Here is a 3,061-nt window from a genome sequence, read left to right as displayed (position 1 = left end):
GCCCTTGAGACCTCTCAGCTCGGCCTGATGGTGAACCCAGGCGCGGAATCCGACGCCCTGAACCCGTCCGTGAATGCGAACAAGAACGTATCGTTCCACGCTCAACCTCCCTTCGGGCGCCCCAACGTGCTGGTGGGAGCGCCCCAGATCGGACGAACCCGCGACTGTGCCGGCTGAGGCACCGAGGTCGCCGCGGCGGTGGCATGCGGCAACCAGACTTCGAGGCTCTGCAGGTAATCCTGCGGAAGTCCGGCCTCCCGCGCCGCGCTCACCACATCCTCCATATAGCCCGGTTTGGGCGCTCCCGGCTTCACCGTACGGCCGAGATAGATGATCGACCGACGCGGCCCCTGGTGCGAAAGCACCGGCTGGTCGATTTTCGTATAGAGGCCCGTCGACACGCCTTCGTAACGATCGAGCGCCGGTATGTCGCTGAAGGCCAAGTCCCAGAGAACGCCCCAGACCACGCGCCGCGGATCGCGCGCGACGGAGGCGTACCCGTCGCTCGAGATGAAGAAGTGATGGCGCATCAGGCGCGCGACGCCGACGACTTTCGATGCGGGACATCGCTGAGCCATGGCAGCGCGGTCCATATTGGACCCATAGGCGAAATAGAGCGGCATCGATCTATGCAAATTCCATGATGACGGCGTCGACCGCGAGGCTATCGCCCTCTTTGGCCAGGATTTTGGCAACCGTTCCATCGCGTTCGGCGCGCAGCACGTTTTCCATCTTCATGGCCTCGACGATGCAAAGCGGCTCGCCGACCTTGATCTCCTGCCCTTGCCGGACGCTGATCGCCTTGACGAGACCCGGCATCGGACAGAGAAGCACCTTGCCGGTGTCGGCGACGATCTTGTCAGGCATCAGCGCGGCAAGTTCGGCTTCCTTGTGGGTGTAGACGCGGATCTCGGCGGCCGTGCCCGCATGGGATAGCGCGAGGCCGTTGAGCAGAGGGCGAACCTGCATCGCCACATCCTCGCCGCCAACCGCGCCCGACCATACCGGCTCGCCCGGATGCCATCCCGACAGAATGGGCCAGGCCTCTCCGGCGATGAGGATGGCGATGCCGCCGTCGATATCCTCGACGATCACATCGTGGCGCTCTCGTCCCAACATGACGACGCGTTCGCGGGAGAACCTGACGGCGCCGGCGGGCCTCATCTGGCCCGAGATCATGCGCTTGCGTTCGTTCTGCAGGTGATCGATCGCGGCCGCGACGGCGATCATGCGGCGTGCGGCGTCGCCCGTCGGCGCCGGAACGGAAAAGCCGTCCGGGAATTCCTCGGCGATGAAGCCGGTCGAGAGCTTTCCGTCGCGCCAGCGCTGGTGCTGCATCAGCGTGGCGAGAAACGGGATGTTGTGGCGGATACCGTCGATGGCGAATGCATCGAGCGCGTGGGCCTGAGCGTCGATCGCCTCCTCGCGTGTCGGTGCGTGAGTCACGAGCTTGGCGATCATGGGATCGTAGAAGATCGAGATCTCGCCGCCCTCGTAGACGCCGGTATCGTTGCGGATCGTGACGCCGTCTGCTTCGTCCTCCTCAGGCGGTTGGTAGATCACCAAGCGTCCGGTCGACGGGAGAAAACCGCGAACCGGATCTTCCGCATAGATGCGGCTCTCCACCGCCCAGCCGTTCAATGTCACGTCGGATTGCTTGATCCGCAGCTTTTCGCCGGCGGCGACCCGGATCATCTCCTCGACGAGATCGACGCCGGTGATCATCTCGGTCACCGGATGCTCGACCTGGAGGCGTGTGTTCATCTCGAGGAAATAGAACGACTTGTCCTGTCCGGCGACGAATTCGACGGTGCCCGCGCTATCGTAGCCGACAGCCTTGGCGAGCGCGACCGCCTGCTCACCCATGCGCTTGCGGGTCGCTTCGTCGAGCAATGGCGACGGCGCTTCTTCGATGACCTTCTGATTGCGGCGCTGAATCGAGCATTCGCGCTCGCCGAGATAGATCACGTTGCCATGCTTGTCGCCGAGCACCTGGATCTCGATATGGCGGGGATCGGTGATGAACTTCTCGATGAAGACGCGATCGTCGCCGAACGACGACGCCGCCTCCGATTTCGCGCGGGCAAAACCCTCGGCGACTTCATTGGCGGCGTACGCGATGCGCATGCCCTTGCCGCCGCCGCCGGCCGACGCCTTGATCATCACCGGATAGCCGATCTCGTCTGCGATGGTGACGGCCTGTTCGGGACCCTCGATCACGCCGAGATGTCCCGGCACTGTCGAGACCTTCGCCGCGGCGGCCGCCTTCTTCGATTCGATCTTGTCGCCCATCGCGGCGATGGCACCGGGGTTCGGCCCGATGAAGACGATGCCTGCTTCCGCGAGAGCCTTCGCAAACGCTTCGCGCTCGGACAGGAACCCGTAGCCTGGATGCACGGCCTCCGCCCCCGTCTGCCGGCAGGCATCGACGATCTTCTCGATCACCAGATAGGATTCAGCGGCGGGCGCTGGCCCGATATGCACCGCCTCGTCGGCCATCGCCACGTGCAATGCATCGCGATCCGCATCCGAATAGACGGCGACCGTCTTGATGCCCATGCGACGGGCCGTCTTGATGACCCGGCACGCGATCTCGCCCCGATTGGCGATCAGTATCTTGGCGAACATGAGCCCTCAAACGCTTCAGCCGAAAAGGCAGACCCTGGTTACTGCACAAGCGAGCGTTCGAAAAGCCGGGACTTCGCCGGTGGGGGATGAGGGTGTCAGGCCGCGAGACTTTGCGACCGGGCGTGCTGGCGGCCGCGCATGATGAATTCCAGAAGAATCGAATCCACATGCTTTGCGCGCTCGAGGATCGTGAGCGCGATGGCCATGGCCGTCTCGCCGGGCCCGCACAGATCGAGCACCGTCGTCAGCCACATGGACTCCTCGCCCGACACGACACCCCGCGAGCCCGCCTTCCGCATGACGAATTCGACGACGAGGTCACTCAAGGCATCGCGCCAGATCCCCTCCGCCTCCAGGCTTCGGTGCAAGGCCAGAAGAGCTTCCACCTCGGGGCGGGAGGTCAGGCCGCATACCTTAAGGGAATCACGAAGCG

At 64.1% G+C, this 3,061-nt stretch carries 3 protein-coding genes and 1 pseudogene; all 4 read right to left on the bottom strand.

The features are described 5' to 3' along the window. Positions 1 to 99 (bottom strand): acylphosphatase (locus AC1DT3_RS16495; RefSeq protein WP_477466324.1); only part of this gene is annotated, 99 nt, incomplete at its 3' end. Between the two features lie 113 nt (positions 100 to 212). Then, positions 213 to 623 (bottom strand): annotated as a pseudogene (locus tag AC1DT3_RS16490) (gamma-glutamylcyclotransferase family protein); the annotation flags it as partial. 4 nt (positions 624 to 627) lie between these two features. Continuing rightward, positions 628 to 2,628, bottom strand: a complete 2,001-nt coding sequence (locus AC1DT3_RS16485) for an acetyl-CoA carboxylase biotin carboxylase subunit (RefSeq protein ID WP_477466323.1) — start codon at positions 2,626 to 2,628, stop codon at positions 628 to 630. Between the two features lie 95 nt (positions 2,629 to 2,723). Next, on the bottom strand, positions 2,724 to 3,061 hold a 338-nt coding region (locus AC1DT3_RS16480), incomplete at its 5' end, for a hypothetical protein (RefSeq protein WP_477466322.1).

Source organism: Microvirga sp. P4_G7, from assembly GCF_056401005.1.
The sequence above is the reverse complement of the archived record's forward strand: the minus strand, read 5'-3'. Positions and strand labels throughout refer to the sequence as shown.